General features: G+C 41.7%; 14 protein-coding genes. 4 read left to right on the top strand and 10 right to left on the bottom strand.

Features of this window, described 5'->3' with window-relative positions; all coding sequences use genetic code 11:
* Positions 1-14: 14 nt before the first annotated feature.
* From secF to WA1_RS36585, 6 genes are all read right to left on the bottom strand, one after another.
* On the bottom strand, positions 15-983 hold the full coding sequence (secF, locus tag WA1_RS36560; protein ID WP_017746704.1) for a protein translocase subunit SecF: 969 nt from the start codon (positions 981-983) through the stop codon (positions 15-17).
* Positions 980-2,392, bottom strand: a complete 1,413-nt coding sequence (gene secD / locus WA1_RS36565; protein ID WP_026135026.1) for a protein translocase subunit SecD — start codon at positions 2,390-2,392, stop codon at positions 980-982. Before secD ends, secF begins: the two co-directional genes overlap by 4 nt.
* 130 nt (positions 2,393-2,522) lie before the next feature.
* A complete protein-coding gene (locus WA1_RS36570; RefSeq protein ID WP_017746706.1) occupies positions 2,523-3,506 on the bottom strand; it encodes an alpha-ketoacid dehydrogenase subunit beta in 984 nt (327 codons plus the stop codon).
* Positions 3,507-3,585: 79 nt separating this feature from the next.
* A complete protein-coding gene (locus tag WA1_RS36575; RefSeq protein WP_017746707.1) occupies positions 3,586-3,915 on the bottom strand; it encodes a helix-turn-helix domain-containing protein in 330 nt (109 codons plus the stop codon).
* Between the two features lie 449 nt (positions 3,916-4,364).
* Positions 4,365-5,351, bottom strand: coding sequence for a porphobilinogen synthase (gene hemB / locus WA1_RS36580; protein ID WP_017746708.1), 987 nt, complete (start codon positions 5,349-5,351; stop codon positions 4,365-4,367).
* 407 nt (positions 5,352-5,758) lie between these two features.
* Positions 5,759-6,100, bottom strand: coding sequence for a DUF4870 domain-containing protein (locus WA1_RS36585; RefSeq protein WP_026135027.1), 342 nt, complete (start codon positions 6,098-6,100; stop codon positions 5,759-5,761).
* Positions 6,101-6,356: 256 nt separating this feature from the next.
* On the opposite strand from WA1_RS36585, the gene WA1_RS36590 reads away from it, so the two are divergent.
* Both WA1_RS36590 and WA1_RS36595 read left to right on the top strand, forming a co-directional pair.
* Complete coding sequence (locus WA1_RS36590; RefSeq protein ID WP_017746710.1) at positions 6,357-7,985, top strand: peptide chain release factor 3; 1,629 nt, start codon at positions 6,357-6,359, stop codon at positions 7,983-7,985.
* Positions 7,986-8,099: 114 nt separating this feature from the next.
* Complete coding sequence (locus WA1_RS36595) at positions 8,100-10,292, top strand: M48 family metalloprotease (protein ID WP_017746711.1); 2,193 nt, start codon at positions 8,100-8,102, stop codon at positions 10,290-10,292.
* On the opposite strand, the gene WA1_RS57530 is transcribed toward WA1_RS36595, so the two are convergent.
* On the bottom strand, positions 10,282-10,518 hold the full coding sequence (locus tag WA1_RS57530) for a hypothetical protein (RefSeq protein ID WP_158516738.1): 237 nt from the start codon (positions 10,516-10,518) through the stop codon (positions 10,282-10,284). The two genes, WA1_RS36595 and WA1_RS57530, sit on opposite strands and share 11 nt — an antisense overlap.
* A 400-nt stretch (positions 10,519-10,918) precedes the next feature.
* Between WA1_RS57530 and WA1_RS36600 the strand changes: the two genes are divergently transcribed.
* A complete protein-coding gene (locus WA1_RS36600; RefSeq protein ID WP_017746712.1) occupies positions 10,919-11,434 on the top strand; it encodes an RNA recognition motif domain-containing protein in 516 nt (171 codons plus the stop codon).
* 124 nt (positions 11,435-11,558) lie between these two features.
* On the opposite strand, the gene WA1_RS57535 is transcribed toward WA1_RS36600, so the two are convergent.
* Complete coding sequence (locus tag WA1_RS57535; protein ID WP_158516739.1) at positions 11,559-11,699, bottom strand: hypothetical protein; 141 nt, start codon at positions 11,697-11,699, stop codon at positions 11,559-11,561.
* A 1,050-nt stretch (positions 11,700-12,749) separates the two neighbouring features.
* Here WA1_RS57535 and WA1_RS36605 point away from each other — a divergent pair.
* On the top strand, positions 12,750-14,054 hold the full coding sequence (locus WA1_RS36605) for a glycosyltransferase family 4 protein (protein ID WP_033336159.1): 1,305 nt from the start codon (positions 12,750-12,752) through the stop codon (positions 14,052-14,054).
* A 97-nt stretch (positions 14,055-14,151) separates the two neighbouring features.
* Here WA1_RS36605 and WA1_RS36610 read toward each other — a convergent pair whose 3' ends face one another.
* On the bottom strand, positions 14,152-14,685 hold the full coding sequence (locus tag WA1_RS36610; RefSeq protein WP_017746714.1) for a HEAT repeat domain-containing protein: 534 nt from the start codon (positions 14,683-14,685) through the stop codon (positions 14,152-14,154).
* A gap of 23 nt (positions 14,686-14,708) precedes the next feature.
* Positions 14,709-14,966, bottom strand: a complete 258-nt coding sequence (locus tag WA1_RS36615; RefSeq protein ID WP_017746715.1) for a hypothetical protein — start codon at positions 14,964-14,966, stop codon at positions 14,709-14,711.
* Positions 14,967-15,147: the final 181 nt, after the last annotated feature.

A 15,147-nucleotide genomic window follows, 5' to 3' on the forward strand; every position in this document is an offset into this window, starting at 1 on the left:
ACTAACTATCAGAGTCAAGCATCTACTGAGTCAGTAGGATTGGTTATTCCTGATTCGCCGTTGCGTTCTCGCCACAGAGACAGAAGCGTACTAGCAATGAAAATACTTGAATAAGCCCCTGCTGTAAAACCAATGATTAATGCTAAAGCAAAATTGTGAAGTGTCTCTCCCCCAAACAGAAAGATAGCAAGCAATGTCAGCAGTACAGTTAGTGTTGTGTTAATTGATCTAGCTAAGGTTTGATTAACTGCATCATCTACAATTTCTGCAAAGGAACGGTTAGGATTAATTTTGAGAGTTTCGCGAATGCGATCGTAAATCACTACAGTGTCGTTAACTGAAAAACCCGTAATTGTCAGCAGAGCAACGATAAAAAGGCTATCAGCTTCCGTACCTGCAACCAAACCCAAAATTGAGAAAGTCCCTACCGTGATTAGCACGTCATGAAATAGAGCAACGATCGCAAACACGGCATAATCCAATTGGAAGCGCACAGCCATGTAGATAACAATGCCAGCAAAGGATACTACCAGAGCGATGATACCGGATCTAAATAATTCTTGCCCAATCGTCGGACCAACAGTGTCAATTTGATTCTTCTGCGGGTCAAAAGCACCTATTTTCTCGCCGATCGCATTCTGTAACTGAGTCCGTTGTTCAGGCGTTAAAGTTTTTGTCCGAATGAGAACCCCATTGTCTTTGCCAGTTTCTTTGTCAGCAATCACTTGGATACTGCTATCACCCAATCCTTGGGCTTTTGCAACGTCTCGAACCACATTGATATCAATGGGTGTACCGCAGTTATTCGGTTGAGAACAATCCCGTTCAAACTGCAAGCGCGTACCACCTACAAAATCGAGGCTAGGACGCAGGGGAGAACCAATTTGCTGCCAAGAAATCACCATTGACATGACACCGACAAGAATAACGAGGGAAGAAACAATCCACCAAATCCCTCTTGATTTGTTTATACTGAGTTTCATTGAGCCACCTCTGCCTTATTCGTCACTGGCAGGTTCGGACAATAAAGTTCCGGTTTCCGCAGCGAGGGGAAAGAAATTGCCAAAAACATGAATGTGCGACTGCAGGTGATTGCTGTGAACATACTTACCGCCACCCCTAAAGCTAGGGTAAGGGCAAAGCCTTTCACCAAGCCAGAACCCAACCAAAACAGTGCCGCACAAGCAATCCATGTCGTGACGTTACTATCTAAGATACTGGAAAATGCACGATAAAAACCGGATTCTACAGAACGATACAGAGATTTACCAGCCCGCAATTCTTCTCGAGTGCGCTCAAAAATTAGCACATTGGCATCAACTGCCATACCAATACTGAGGATAAAGCCGGCAATACCTGGTAACGTTAGTGTAACTCCTAACAGTGCAAAAGCACCCCAACTTAGGAGAGAGTATATTAATAGAGATATGTCCGCAATTACACCTGGTAGTCGATAGTACACTACCATAAATATTAATACTAACGACAAACCACCAATACCAGCATAAATACTGCTTTGTATACTGTCCTTACCCAAGGTTGCTCCAACAGTTCGGATTTCACCAATTTCTACGGGTACTGGTAACGAACCACCACGGAGTTGTACGCCTAAATCGTTCGCTTGTTGGGGGGTAAACCGACCTGTAATCACAGCCGCACCACCAGTAATACCCGCCGCAGCAAATTCCGGTCCGACAGTAGGAGCACTAATAAGTTCGTTATCTAAGAAAATACCAATACTGCGTCCAGTACCTGCTAGTTTTTTCGTCAGCTCGGCAAATAATTCACCCCCCTTGTTATCAAAGCGAATGGCAACATTCCAATCATTGCCTTGAGTGGGTTCGCCGTAGGCATCTTTGAGGTATTTCCCAGTTAAAGGCGGATTTGTACTTTCAAATAATTCTGCAATTGCATTAGTGTTATTTTTTAACTCTTGTTGATTTTTGTCAATAGCAGCTTTATCTTTGCTCTTTCTCAGTTCGTCTTGCTTTGCCTTCAATTGAAATCTGGAAGCTTGAAGGGCAAAAAGTTGAGGTTCGGTATTAGGCTTTTGGGTGCGGAACTCTAACTGTGCTGTACCTCCTAGCACTCGTTCTGCTTGTTCTGGGTCGTTCACCCCAGGCAGCTGCACTAATATTTTATCTGTGCCTACCGTTTGGATGACTGGTTCGGAAACCCCAAGACCATTGATACGACCTTCAACAACACTTTTTACAGCTTCCAATTCTCTTTCAGTGATTTGCTGAATTTCTGGTGTTGTTTTCACCTCTATTGTTAGCTGCGAACCTCCGCGTAAGTCCAAACCTAGAGGTACGGGAATAAGTGATATCACCGCAATGGCGGCAACAACCATAATAGATATCAGAAATAGTAGCGATCGCTGTCTTTGCATAGTCTCACTCGCTGCGACAAAGCTTATGATAACGTTGTTTGAGAGCGAATGGCGATTAGGAATTGGGGATTATGGCTTAAATCATTTTATACTAATCCAATCCTTAGTTCCCAATTCCCAATTTCTCCTCTTACACGCGTAGCGCTACCATTTTCTCAACAGCTTCAACGATTTGCTCTGGTTGAACAATTGTCAGCCTTTCCAGAGTCCCGTTATATGGTGTTGGAATATCTTGAGAAGAAAGCCGCAGTACAGGTGCATCTAATTCGTCAAATAGACGGTCATTAATCGAGGCGATTAACTCTGCTGCAACGCCTCCTGTTCTCATGCACTCTTCCACAATAATTACGCGGTGTGTTTTTCTTACAGATGCACCAACAGTATCAAAATCTAGCGGTTTAAGTGATATCAAATCAATCACTTCGGGGTCATAACCTTCTTTTTCTAAAGTTTTTACTGCCTGTATCACGTGATGGCGCATCCGTGAATAAGTCAATATTGTCACATCTTTTCCGCTACGTACAACTTCTGCTTTATCCAAAGGCAGAAAATATTCTTTTTCAGGCAAATCTTCTTTCAGGTTGTAGAGCAGAACGTGTTCAAAAAATAACACGGGGTTGTCATCGCGAATTGCGGATTTCAAAAGCCCTTTAGCATTGTATGGTGTAGAGCAAGCCACAATTTTCAACCCAGGAACGGCTTGGAAGTATGCTTCCAAGCGCTGGGAGTGTTCCGCCCCCAACTGTCTTCCCACACCACCAGGACCGCGAATCACCATTGGGATTTTAAAATTACCACCAGAGGTATAACGCAACATACCAGCGTTATTAGCTATTTGGTTGAAAGCGAGGAGCAAAAAGCCCATGTTCATACCTTCAACGATTGGTCGCAACCCTGTCATTGCTGCACCCACAGCTAAGCCAGTAAAGCTGTTTTCAGCTATGGGAGTATCTAGAAGCCGGAGTTCCCCATACTTTTGGTATAAGTCTTTAGTAACTTTGTAGGAACCGCCGTAGTGACCGACATCTTCCCCAAGAACGAATACAGTTGCATCACGAGCCATTTCTTCATCAATGGCTTCCCGTAAAGCGTTGAAGAATAGTGTTTCTGCCATTGGACTTTTATTGAGATATTGTCTTTAGAATCTTATCGTGCATCTGCTCTCCCTGTTGGTGAGCAAACACACGATCTGGTCACTGGTCACTGTATATCAAGCTAGGCGTATCGGATACTTGACTAACCTGACTCATGGGGGAAGACTGACCAATTGGATTTTCTGGGAACCTTCTAGGTCTTCCTGGTTTGCGCTTGTGTCGCTGATTAATAGATTTTTCACTAGCGGCTGCTAGTTCTTCAGGCGTGCATTTAAATAGTCGCAGAGCTTCTAAATATTTTTTTGGTGTCATCGTGGGTTCTGTACGTCCTGCTTCCCAATTGCGGACGCTCGTTTCACTGATTGCAAGCCTGAAGGCAACCTCTGCACGACTAAGTCCCGCACGCTCTCTCAGGACTTGCATATCCATACCCCAATGCTCCCTTTTAAACTAAGTACTTATTTAGTAAATCAGTTGACGTATTAAAGCCAACAAAGATTATTTATTAACTATATTATTTTATAATCCATTAGTTCCGTATCTGGCAAATGGGCTATTCTCCTGAGTGCTACTCTTTGCTGTTTTGTGGTCTTATGACTCACAACTGCTGTCATCGTGTAATTTGGGCGATTGCGGACACGGTAAAAATAGCAAAATTTATCTTCCTATAAAAGAATAATCGCATACTTAAGCAGTCCCAACAAAAAAAGTTCATCACCATCAAGTTACGAAAATCGCTTTTCCCTACTCCCCAACCCCTAAAAACAAATGTGGCAACGAATTTGTAACGGTCATACCGTATGAGTTATCTACAAGTTGATAATCCATTCGATATTCGTTATCTTATCCGTTGCCAAATGTGTTGCCCAATAAGATTGCTACTCCTGCTGCAACCAACGTGCCGCATCTTTAGCATGGTAGGTTAGTATCAAGTCAGCACCTGCACGTTTGAACCCGATTAAAGTTTCCATCACCAGACGCTGCTCATCAACCCAACCGTTAAGTGCAGCCGCTTTAACCATGGAATACTCGCCAGAAACGTTATAAGCAGCAACAGGTAAGTTGCTAGCCTCTTTTACTCGCCAAATAATGTCCATATATGCCAAGGCGGGTTTCACCATGAGCATATCAGCACCTTCAGCGATATCTAAGTCAATCTCCTTGAGGGCTTCACGACCGTTACCGGGGTCCATTTGATAAGTTCTGCGATCGCCAAATTGTGGGGCGGAATCTGCTGCATCCCGGAAAGGACCGTAATAAGCCGAAGCGTATTTAGCTGCATAGGACAAAATCGGTGTATCTTGAAATCCCGCCTCATCCAAACCACTGCGAATTGCTTGTACAAAGCCATCCATCATACCAGAAGGGGCGATGATATCCGCACCAGCCTTTGCCTGAGAAACTGCCGTTTTCTTGAGTAATTCTAAAGTCGGGTCATTTAAAACCCGTCCTGTCAAATCACCCACTTGTAAATAACCGCAGTGACCGTGACTGGTATACTCGCACAAACAAGTGTCAGCAATGACAATCAAATCTGATACTGCTTCTTTAACAGCCGTAGCAGCTTTTTGGACTATTCCACAATCGTGCCATGCACCTGTCGCATCTACGTCCTTATCTGCTGGAATCCCAAATAAAATGATGGCAGGAATGCCCAGGTCATAAACCTCTTTTGCTTCTTCCACAATTTTATCTATCGAAAGTTGGAAGACACCGGGCATCGATCTCACTTCATGAGCAATACTTTCCCCAGGTACAGCAAATAGGGGGTAAATCAGATCGTTTGTAGTGAGTACAGTTTCGCGTACCATGCGGCGCAGTTGTGGATGAGTACGCAAACGGCGGGGACGATGAGTTGGAAACATAAAGCTTTGTAAACCCGAACTAAAAATCTGGAATAATGGACACAAAACAAAGCGTCACAAAGGCACAGTCAAAACGTTCTGTAGTCAGAGAAACTACAGAAAGCGCTTAACTTCCTCTGCCCTACTGCTGATGATGTTGTGGGGCAATTTTGTATTTTTTTGTATTTTACAGCTAGCCTGTAAGTACTAAATCTTAAAAGTTCCCTGAATTTCTTAACTGAAAAACTTATTAAAAATTAATAGTTCTTTGTCATTTGTCACTGGTCATTGGTTTAGAAGCAAGACAGTCATACGGTGGGCAATGCCCACCCTACAAGTGTTTCAAAAATCAGATAGAATTCCTATACATACAAGACCAATTACTGGTTACTGGTCACTGGTCACTGGTCACTGGTCACTGGTCACTGCTAAACAATCCGGAAGATGAAGGGGTAGCGGAAAGCTGTTTCAGAATTGTTTAGAACATGGAAAAGCGCCCAAATTGTAAGTCCCCAATGAACTAAAAACCACAAGAATCCGACAAAACCTAGTAAACCAACGCTTGCTATAACCAAGGCTCCAATTATAATTCCGTACAACCATACATTAAAGTGGAAATTGATAGCTTCTTTGGCATTTTTCTTAACAACTGGATCTTGAGTTGTTAACAGGATGATAATAGGCATACCGATTGAGATAAACAGAAAATTGAAGAAAATTGCTCCATGACACAGTGCTGATAAAACCTTTCGCGTATCCGTGTCGTACATTTGTCACTCCCGTGTAACTAAAAGGAATAAAGTGCTGAGGTTCGAGTTCTAGTTACAAATATTGAGTAGACTTGATATGAACGTTGTAGACAGCAAGCAATGAGTTTTGATATTTTCGTGTATAAATTCTACTCAGTAACCAGAACCCATTGCTCAACACTTATATAAGACCCTATCACAAGCTATTGTTGTCTTAATATTAAAACACTCGCTAAAGTTGGAAAAAGTTAAGTTAGATTACAAGCATTGAACAGATATGTCAACTGAACTCCTGCCCGAACTGCATACAGCAGTTGAAAGTCGCCGTAATTTTGCAATTATCTCCCACCCTGATGCCGGAAAAACAACACTGACCGAAAAACTTCTGCTCTACGGAGGTGCCATTCACGAAGCAGGCGCAGTGAAAGCACGGCGAGCACAGCGCAAGGCAACATCCGACTGGATGGCTATGGAACAACAACGCGGTATTTCCATCACCTCTACAGTTTTACAGTTTGAATACCGGAATTGCCAAATTAATTTATTAGATACTCCCGGACACCAAGATTTCAGTGAAGATACTTATCGCACTCTAGCCGCAGCAGATAATGCGGTGATGCTGATTGACGTAGCGAAAGGTTTGGAACCACAAACACGGAAGTTGTTTGAAGTGTGCAAGATGCGCGGTATCCCTATTTTCACATTTATTAACAAACTTGACCGTCCGGGAAGGGAACCGTTGGATCTGTTGGACGAAATCGAGCAAGAATTAGGCTTGCAGACTTACGCTGTCAACTGGCCAATTGGTATGGGCGATCGCTTCAAAGGTGTTTTTGACCGTCAGCTACAACAAATTCACTTATTTGAAAGAAGCGCCCACGGTAGCCGCGAAGCTGTAGATACGGTGGTTGATTTAGGTGATGCAAAAATTGAGGAACTCCTAGAACAAGACCTCTACTACCAGCTAAAAAACGATTTAGAACTGTTGGAAGGGGTAGGACCGGAACTGGATTTAGAATTGGTACACCAAGGCAAAATGACACCCGTCTTTTTTGGTAGTGCCATGACCAACTTTGGGGTACAGTTATTCCTCAATTCCTTCCTTGATTATGCCCTCAGACCGGGTTCGCATAACAGCACTGCAGGTGATGTACCGCCAACCTACCCGGAATTTACTGGATTTATTTTTAAACTACAAGCGAACATGGACCCAAAACATCGCGATCGTGTTGCTTTTGTTCGTGTTTGTACGGGTAAATTTGAAAAAGACATGACAGTCAATCATGCTCGTACTGGCAAAATTATCCGCTTGTCCCGCCCGCAAAAATTATTTGCACAAGAAAGAGAATCCATTGACGTTGCGTATGCAGGCGACGTTATCGGCTTAAACAATCCTGGCGTTTTTGCTATAGGAGATACAATTTATACTGGTCAAAAGTTGGAATATGAAGGGATTCCGTATTTCTCGCCAGAACTATTTGCGACTCTCCGCAACCCAAATCCTTCTAAATTTAAACAATTTCAAAAAGGCGTTTCCGAGTTGCGGGAAGAAGGGGCTGTACAAATTATGTACTCAGTAGATGAGGCTAAACGCGACCCCATTTTAGCAGCAGTCGGTCAACTACAATTTGAGGTTGTGCAATTCCGCTTGCAAAATGAGTATGGAGTAGAAACTTTGTTAGAATTACTACCTTACTCAGTTGCCCGATGGGTAGATGGTGGTTGGGAAGCGCTAAACACAATAGGACGCTTGTTTAACACAACAACAGTCAAAGATAACCTTGGACGCCCAGTGTTACTGTTCCGTAATGAATGGAATTGCCATCAATTGCTGGAAGACCATCCTAATTTAAAACTGAGCGCGATCGCACCAGTCTTTTCTACACAGCAAGTGGCTGAGGGTTAGTAGATAGTGGATAGTGGTTAGTAGATAGTGGTTAGTAGATGAACAAGTATCCACTAACAACTAACAACTATCCACTAACAACTAACCGCATTAAAATAGAGTGAGAGAATTTTTATGCCTTCGCAATTTGAACCGTCTTTGGAGGCAGGTTTAAACATCCTTAAGCAAGGAAATTATCAGAGTGCGATTGCGACTTTAAAAGCAGTCGCTGCAAGAGAAGGTAACAGCAATGCTGGCTTACAAGCGCAGATAGGGTTAGTTGTAGCATACACACGCAGTGGAAACACCCTAGAAGCACGAACTCTCTGTAAAACTCTCACTCAAAGTCATAATACTCAAGTACAAGAGTGGGCGCAACGCACTCTAAAACATCTGACACAACCCAGTAAAACGAGTCAGCCAAAAACTGATACCACTGGATTTGTTGCTTTTGATGGAGATAAGAAGGGAACAAGAAGACACGGGGATAAGGAGACACAGGGACAAGGTGAAATTTCTTCCCCCCCTCTCCCCCTCCCCCCCTCCCCCCCTCCTGTTTCTCCTCCTCCTGTAGCTATCCGCGAACCCATAAAACCACTGACGATATACTGGAAACAGGCACCAAGAGCAAAGTCTTGGCAACCTCTACAAAAGCTTAATTTAATTCCCTTTCGGTTGTTGCAAGCCGGAACATTTATTGCTCTATTTTGGATAATGCGGGAATTGTTGATATTTGCGATGCAATTTATCAACAACACATTAATGAACTTACCGTATCTTGAGCCAATACAACTCTTATACGCAGACCCTACATTTTTTCTCCTCTTAACCCTTTTCTTTTTAATCGGTTTATCACCTTGGTTGCTTGATGGACTTTTAATCAACTTTTATTACCAGCGAGAATTTAACAAAGATACTTTAAATAAATACAGTCAGGAAGCCGTTCGGGTGCTGCAAAGGTACTGTCAGCAGCAAGGTTGGAAGTTGCCAAAGCTGGGTGTTTTACCTCTATCTGCTCCAATAGTCATAACATACGGAAATTTACGCCGGACTGCTCGAATTGTTGTCAGTCAGGGCTTGTTAGAGCAATTAGCTGAAGATGAAATTGCTGCTATCTACGCACGATCGCTCGGGCATATTGCTCATTGGGATTTTGTTGTCATGTCTTTGGTATTACTTGTTACAATTCCTTTCTACCTACTCTATCAACAAATTGCTATCTGGGGAGATAAGAGAGAAATCAAAGTTTTGCGGGTGGTTTTGGCGTATATGTCAAGCTTTGCCTATGGAATTTGGTGTTTGTTAACTGGAACTTCTTTGTGGTTGTCTCAGCTTCGTCATTACTATAGCGATCGCATTGCTGCTGACATTACAGGTAACCCCAATGGTCTTGTTCGTGGATTACTCAAAATTGCTATTGGGATTGCTAGCGATATTCAAAAACAAGAACATACTTGTTGGCAATTAGAAAGCTTGAACATAATGGCACCAGTTGGCTATCAACAAAGTATTTGTTTGGGAAGTATAGCTCCTCACACAACCTTTGAATCCTTTTTAATGTGGGATACTCTTAATCCTTATCGGTGGTGGTTTATTTTTAACAAAACTCATCCTTTGATGGGCGATCGCTTACAACATTTAACATCAATTGCCCGTCTTTGGCGTTTAGATACGGAATTAAATATGGAAAATCAAAAGCCTTTAAAGGTGAAGCGCCAGTCTTTTCTTTTTCAAATTGCGCCTTTTTTGGGGATTCCTGTAGGTATTCTGTTTGCCTTTTTAATTTGGATACTTTGGCAAACAGCTTACGCACTCAAGTTTTTGAACTTAAAGTGGATATATGACAATTCGTCTTATGTTACGGGTTGCTTGTTAATTTGCATTGGCATTGGCATCATCGTGCGGATAAATGCTTTTTTCCCCAGTATTAAGTCTCTAACCGTGCAAACCGATAATCGACTCCCGGTTTTGCTTGCTAATCCCGCCAGTCTTCCCGTTGACAGTACTCCAGTACATCTTGTCGGTAAGCTTTTAGGGCGTCGAGGTAATAGTAACTTTTTAGGGCAAGATTTAATACTGCAAACTAGCACAAGTCTCGTAAAATTACATTACATTCCGCAAGTTGGGGAAGAACTTCACACCCAAGCCCTGATTGGTCGCCGGATTACCGTTACAGGTTGGCTGAGAAAAGGATCGTTACCTTGGATAGATATTCACACCTTGAATACTCAAAGTGGCAAAACTGTCAATAGCTATCATCCCGTTTTGTCTATAATCCTGGCTATTGCTTTTAATGCTTGGGGAGTTTACGTGCTATTCAAGGGCTAGTAATCAGTGACCAGTGACCAGTGACCATTGGTAACTGATTACTGGTCACTGTAAAGAAAAGTTGCAAAATCCCAAAACAAATGTTACATTTATTTACATTAACAGTTGCAAGTGGCAAACTTAGCATCCCAGCTTGGTTAACCGTGTGGCTGTAAAGCGCCAATAATTCCCCTTTTTTCCCAACACAGCACGAAATCAGCCAGCCATTGGCTGGTTTTTGTTTCAAAAACACAAAATAGTAGAAGACGAAGTGTATTTTATGCTACTATGCGATTATGCAATCGCTGGAAATGTCTATCTTGAACTAGCTACGTGTAAAATACCGTGATAATGTAGGGAATGGTGTTGCATTCTTCGGAATAAAAAGGGAACGAAGAAGTCCAGTGGCAGCTATACTCTGTAAAATTCAAAATTTTGAGACTAAAGGTGTTATTGGCGTTGTGTGCGCTGTCATATTAAAGAAGCTTGACCCTGGTGAAAAACTGTATTGTATTGGTTAATAGTTTGGAGTAAAAAGGTTGGTTTGTGGCAATGTTAGTGGATAGTATCACTTCACCATTCGCACACCAGCCCCTGTTTTTTGCCTGGTCGCGTTCATTCAAATGTCAAATCTGGAGGTATGTTTCATGTCCGTTCGCCTATACATAGGTAATTTGCCAAAAGAAGAAATAGATCGTCAAGAATTACAAGCAGTCTTTGCAGCTGAAGGTGATGCTGTCACCACTAAACTGATTAAAGACCGCAAAACTGGCAAATGCCGTGGTTTTGGTTTTTTGACGGTAAATAATGATGAGCAAGCAGACCAAATTATTGAAAAATACAATGGTTTCTTGTTCAAAGATTCCGCTATTAAGCTAGAAAAAGCTCTACCTCGAACTAAAGGTGGGGAAGAAGGTGGCGAAGAGCAACCAAGTCCGGCTAAAGCACCAAGTCAAGGTGGAAGCAGCCATGCAGCTCCCATACAAAAAGAGGGGGGTAACCGTAGAGAAAAAAGCGCTAAAAAGTCCCGTCGTGGTGGCGGCGCTAGAGAGAATGTTCCTAGTGCATCTGGAAACACAGATGACACTATTCGTCCAGATCCTCGCTGGGCTAATCAGTTGGAAAAACTCAAGCAAATGCTGGCGGCACAAACTACAAGTTAGTTCTCCCTCTAGGGAAATTAAAAATCTGATTTTGGTTTTTAATTGCTGTATAGATGGTGGGGTTATTTCCGCCACATCGTATGAAGTCCCTTAGCTATTTAGCTTTGGGAACCTTTTAACTGAATCATGTGCGTTCGGCGCTTCTCCCAAAGGGAGACGCCAAGAGCGAACGCAGCAGCGCTTTGCTATCGCAACTGTTGGAAAAACAGCGATCGCTGGCTGTACTTTCCTCTGCGCGAATAGGCTTGCGTTCTGAACTTAGCATCCAATCAAAGTAGCTACTCAGGCGCAGCTTGTTTTGCCGCTGAAAAAAACGACTAAGTTTTAAATGCAGGGCTATTGTTATGTACTGTGTAGGTAGAATTCAGAATTAAAAGTATTCTGCTTGCGAGGAAAACGATAGAGGGTTGACCGCATTCTTTCAACAGTCGCGATGGCACTAGTTCGACTCAATTTGGGTTACGTGTTTCTTTTTTGTTCTCACTGCTAGTACATGAAGGTAGAAGTAAAGCTTAAATCAAGGTTTTGATAGTGGATCGCTTAAAAATAGGTGGTGCAATAGCTTCTTTTCTCCTCATCCCCAAACCAACTCCGTTGAGGGAGAAGGTGTTTAAAGCTCTCTACCTTTGGGAGAGGGTAAAGGTGAGGGAAGAGACTAACTGCAATTCCACAGGCTTATATCCATTGGTAAAATTTACAGAAATGCAATTTATACATTCCCTACTAGTTGCTTAAATGTCATCTAACAATGACCTTAACATTTGGTAAACTAAACCATTAGCGCAAAAAAAGAAAGTGTAAGATTATACTCTTTTATGAAAAAAAATTATTTTTTATTTAATTAAAAAACAGTATAAATTGAAACAAATTGCCATCGCTTAAAAGTTGTTTACGAAAATTCTGAAGAAAGAGCCAAAGGTTATTTTACAAAGCTATATTGACATTTTTTCTAAAAAATGCAGTGAATACATCATAATATTCAGTGTTATGGAATACTGTTTATTGATAATTTTTGCTTAGGAATAAGCATTGAAGCGATGCAATAAAGTATAAAAGGAAACTAATAAATTTAATTGAAATTACAAATATTTAGATTACTTATTAAGTGTATTAGCTAAAAAGATAGGATATAAATATAAAGAATTTAAATGTAAATACGTAAATCAAAAATTCTACTTCTGTTAGCAGATGTATAAAAATGTATTGCACATTAAAATAAAATAAAGAATAATAAAAATTCCATAAACGAGGCTGAAGGCTAAGAGCGAATTCAGATATGCCGGAGACCTTTCGTAAGAAAAAACACCAACAAACTATGAACTCTAGAACTAAGCAACGCATTGCCTTAATTTCAGTCCACGGCGACCCGGCGATTGAAATTGGGAAAGAAGAGGCTGGAGGACAGAACGTTTACGTGCGCCAAGTGGGAGAAGCACTGGCTAGATTGGGGTTGCAGGTTGAGATGTTTACTCGCAAAATTAGTGCAGAGCAAGAAACAATAGTTCAGCACAGCCCCAATTGTCGGACGATTCGGCTAGAGGCTGGTACTGTTGAATTTGTGCCACGAGATAATCTATTTGGATACTTGCCAGAATTTGTGGATAACTTCCTCAAATTCCAGCAGGAAAACAACTACGTGTATCCTCTGGTTCATACAAACTATTGGCTCTCTGGTTGGGTGGGGATGCAGTTAAAGAAGATCCAAGGAAGCAAACAGGTCCACACTTACCACTCTTTAGGAGTCGTTAAGTACAACACAATAGAAACGATTCCTCCGATAGCCAATACTCGGTTAGCAGTGGAGGCGCAAGTTTTGGAGACAGCCGAACGTATTGTGGCGACGAGTCCGCAGGAAAAAGAACATATGCAAACTCTTGTTTCTACAAAAGGGAATATTGACATTATTCCATGCGGTACTGACATTCAGAGGTTTGGTTGTGTTGACCGACAAACAGCAAGAGCCGCATTGGGTATTGACCCTGAAGCTAAACTTGTGCTTTATGTAGGTCGTTTCGATCCACGCAAAGGTATAGAAACCTTGGTGCGTGCGGTGGGTCAATCTCAGTTTCGCAGTTCCGATAAACTTCAACTGATTATAGGTGGTGGAAGCCGTCCCGGTCATAGTGATGGGATAGAACGCGATCGCATTGAAAGCATTGTTGCTGAGTTAGGGATGGGTGATTTCACCACCTTCCCAGGCCGTCTCAGTCAAGAAATTTTGCCATACTATTACGCTGCTGCTAACGTTTGCGTTGTTCCCAGTCACTATGAACCTTTCGGACTAGTAGCGATTGAAGCCATGGCAAGTGGTACACCAGTGGTTGCTAGTGACGTTGGTGGACTTCAATTTACCGTCATACCAGAAGAAACTGGTTTATTAGCAACACCACAAGATGCAACAGCTTTCTCTGCTGCGATTGACCAAATTCTCAGCAATCCACAGTTGGGGGATCAATGGGGTCAAGGAGGTAGACGGCGAGTTGAAAATAAATTTAGTTGGGATGGAGTAGCATCTCAACTGGATCGGCTTTACACTCAAATTGTGCAAGCAACTCTTGAGAAAACCCTGCAAGAAACTCCTGAGAAACTACCACAAGAAAAAGCAATTTTAGTGAGTTAGCGAGCGCAAGTTTTCTGCATTAAGAAACCAATAGTCTATAGTCGAGAGTTATTAACATTATTGTCTCTAGACTATAGACTTTTGAATGCCAATCATTTTATAATTCGTCTGTATTAGTGGTAGAATGCATCTCATTCAATAAATCAATAAGGTCTTCTAACAAACCAGCTTTTTCATCGTTTTGTAGTAAAGCATCTTTGACTCGTTGAGTACAAATATTTAACGTTTTTGAGTCAACCTCTACATCTATCGACTCAATAAGAGAAAATGCTTGGTGACTGACTTCAAAATTTCCTGTAATTACCTGTTCGATTGAAAACGGTAATAAATGACTGCAATCGAATCCTTCAAGAGCATAGATTAAAGTACCTCTATAACCTTCAGTTTTTGCGTCATTTACAAGTGATACTATTGGATTCAGTGCTCTTTCATCTCCAAGTTCGCGTAATCCGACAGCAGCAGCATTACGAATAACAGGGTCATTTGTTTTTTGAAGTAACTCTATTAAAATGTTTACAGAGCGACGATCTCCAATGTCGCCAAGTGCATGAGCGGCTTCAACCACTAAATCTCTGTTATTTGAATCAAGCTGCTCCACATATTTTTGATACTGTGTACTGCTAAGTGTCATATTATCCCTCTTTGGAATTCTAGCTACTTTATTATAGGTTTTCCTATTAACTCCCAATATTCATAAACTTCTTTTGCTTGCTGTGCATTATCAGTATCTCTGCCACCGAATTCTTCCTTTCCTATTCGATGCCACCATTTCTGAAAGTCTTTATCATTATAACCATACCAATTATCGCGCTTTTTCTTCTTGCCTCCTCTAAAGCTCTTGCCCTTTTCTCCTTTTTGACCTCCTGACGACATCTCTTCATCGTCATAGTTTTCATTATTATTGGCGCTCATACCGCAATCTAGTTGAAATTCAATTCAGAATCTTATCAAGTATTTGTACCAAATCGATATATTGCTAATTAAGAAAAATATGTTTATCTGCCCAGATATCATCTCATATCCATTCACTATTTTTCCCGATTCAAATTTGAAAAATCTGACACAACACACTAGTAGTGTCTTGAATAAGTTT

It is taken from the genome of Scytonema hofmannii PCC 7110, assembly GCF_000346485.2.
Taxonomy (GTDB): domain Bacteria; phylum Cyanobacteriota; class Cyanobacteriia; order Cyanobacteriales; family Nostocaceae; genus Scytonema; species Scytonema hofmannii.

Coding starts and splice junctions, on each gene's coding strand:
- secF (WP_017746704.1), bottom strand. CDS start 983: ATGAAACTCAGTATAAACAAATCAAGAGGGATTTGGTGGATTGTTTCT.
- secD (WP_026135026.1), bottom strand. CDS start 2,392: ATGCAAAGACAGCGATCGCTACTATTTCTGATATCTATTATGGTTGTT.
- WA1_RS36570 (WP_017746706.1), bottom strand. CDS start 3,506: ATGGCAGAAACACTATTCTTCAACGCTTTACGGGAAGCCATTGATGAA.
- WA1_RS36575 (WP_017746707.1), bottom strand. CDS start 3,915: ATGGATATGCAAGTCCTGAGAGAGCGTGCGGGACTTAGTCGTGCAGAG.
- hemB (WP_017746708.1), bottom strand. CDS start 5,351: ATGTTTCCAACTCATCGTCCCCGCCGTTTGCGTACTCATCCACAACTG.
- WA1_RS36585 (WP_026135027.1), bottom strand. CDS start 6,100: ATGTACGACACGGATACGCGAAAGGTTTTATCAGCACTGTGTCATGGA.
- WA1_RS36590 (WP_017746710.1), top strand. CDS start 6,357: ATGTCAACTGAACTCCTGCCCGAACTGCATACAGCAGTTGAAAGTCGC.
- WA1_RS36595 (WP_017746711.1), top strand. CDS start 8,100: ATGCCTTCGCAATTTGAACCGTCTTTGGAGGCAGGTTTAAACATCCTT.
- WA1_RS36600 (WP_017746712.1), top strand. CDS start 10,919: ATGTCCGTTCGCCTATACATAGGTAATTTGCCAAAAGAAGAAATAGAT.
- WA1_RS57535 (WP_158516739.1), bottom strand. CDS start 11,699: ATGCTAAGTTCAGAACGCAAGCCTATTCGCGCAGAGGAAAGTACAGCC.
- WA1_RS36605 (WP_033336159.1), top strand. CDS start 12,750: ATGAACTCTAGAACTAAGCAACGCATTGCCTTAATTTCAGTCCACGGC.
- WA1_RS36610 (WP_017746714.1), bottom strand. CDS start 14,685: ATGACACTTAGCAGTACACAGTATCAAAAATATGTGGAGCAGCTTGAT.
- WA1_RS36615 (WP_017746715.1), bottom strand. CDS start 14,966: ATGAGCGCCAATAATAATGAAAACTATGACGATGAAGAGATGTCGTCA.